The sequence below is a fragment of the Flavihumibacter sp. ZG627 genome, assembly GCF_000814325.1.
In the GTDB taxonomy this organism is placed as follows: Bacteria; Bacteroidota; Bacteroidia; order Chitinophagales; family Chitinophagaceae; genus Flavihumibacter.
In genome coordinates this window covers 1-1,547 of sequence record NZ_JPHF01000030.1, presented here as the reverse complement: position 1 = coordinate 1,547, position 1,547 = coordinate 1, and the positions used below count along the sequence as shown (strand labels likewise).

Below are 1,547 nucleotides of genomic sequence, written 5' to 3'. Positions count from 1 at the left end.
CTATACTGTCAATAGCTGGGGCACGCTATCCAGAATAGGCGCCAGTGCCGTAACGGTTAAAAAGAACGGTTATGCCTATGTATATTTTAGCAACGAATCCAATGAGCTGGTATATTTTGATAACTTTAACCTGACCCACGAAAGAGGACCGGTGCTGGAGGAAACGCATTACTATCCATTCGGACTGACCATGGCGGGGATAAGTTCCCGAGCCATGGGGAAGATGGACAACAAATATGAATACAACGGGAAGGAAAAGCAGGAGAAGGAGTTTAGTGATGGGGCAGGATTAGATTGGTACGATTACGGTGCACGGATGTATGATCACCAAATAGGAAGGTGGCATGTGATCGATCCATTAGCTGATATCAATCGTAAGTGGAGTCCATACGTCTATGGCAATAACAATCCCATATGTTTTATTGACCCGGACGGGATGGATGCAACTTCTTTTCTAAATGATATCTGGAATAAATCAGGTTCAGGGAATACTACCTGGACAAACAACAATGATGGAAGTTTTTCAAGCGATGATGGGCAAAGCGTTTCTGAAGAACCAGATCATGATATTCATATAAGTTCAAAATCTAAAGAAGTTATCGTAAATGAGACTAATGACAGTTTTGATAGAGTTTTTTTGGACGGTAAGTTGCAGTACAAAGCCGATAAAGGAAAAGTACTTCCTAAATATGAGAAATGGGGCTATAAAATTAATTTTAATAATGGACCTAAGGGCGTAGGAGATGGAGCTTTTTGGGGAGCTGCAGTATGGTTAGGAAGCGCAAAATTGGGATCATGGATTGTAGAGGGAATATTTTCTAAAAGCGGTAGTGGGGCGGTAGTCGGGTTAATTGATGATGCCGCTGAGGGGAGTACATCATTAGGAGCAGGTCGAACAGGCGTTAAACAATGGCTTCAAAATGCAGGTAATTTAGAAAGGGGTACATTGATTCATCATATCGAATCTGCGGGTTTCAAAAGAATGAGTCCTACAACTTCCCCTGTAAGTGTTTTTGAGCGAGGCGGTATGCGAATCCGATTAGACCCACCACAATCGGGAACACCTTTTAATCATATGCATTTGGAATACGGAGGCAATAGTTATAATATCTTCCTCAATCCAGTAAATTATAAAAGCCCTGCGGCACATATCCCAATCAAATAAACGAATATTAATATGGAAATGAAATTGGAATATTCGTTTGATGACGAGCCAGTAAGTAAATTTTGCTACGATTTAGATACTCAAAAAATAGAAGTTCATTTTAAAGGACACTATGATTTGATAAAGGATGCTTATATCAATGCTCCCTGCATTTGGGTTCTTGAAAGTTGGCAGTATGCAAAATGTAAGCTTGGAGATGAACAAAAGCGATATGATTTAAATAAGCACATAAGTATTTTCAGTTTAATCTTGTATATGAAATACAATGATGATAGAGAATTAGAAATGCTTGTTAATACTGTTGATAATAGATATATCACAATGTTTTTTAAAGAACCGAAATTGAGTTTAATATAATAGCAAACGCCCCGAAATTTTTCGG

At 38.7% G+C, this 1,547-nt stretch carries 2 protein-coding genes; both read left to right on the top strand.

What is annotated here, in order from left to right:
* Positions 1–1,165, top strand: a 1,165-nt coding sequence (locus tag HY58_RS18410; RefSeq protein WP_039135640.1) for an RHS repeat domain-containing protein, incomplete at its 5' end; no start/stop codon positions are given.
* 12 nt (positions 1,166–1,177) lie between these two features.
* The gene (locus tag HY58_RS18405) at positions 1,178–1,522 is read left to right on the top strand and encodes a hypothetical protein (protein WP_039135639.1); all 345 of its coding nucleotides are present in this window, start codon (positions 1,178–1,180) and stop codon (positions 1,520–1,522) included.
* The last annotated feature ends 25 nt before the right edge of the window (positions 1,523–1,547 follow it).

Excerpts from the sequence above, each read along its gene's own strand:
- HY58_RS18405 (WP_039135639.1), top strand. The coding sequence starts at position 1,178 with ATGGAAATGAAATTGGAATATTCGTTTGATGACGAGCCAGTAAGTAAA.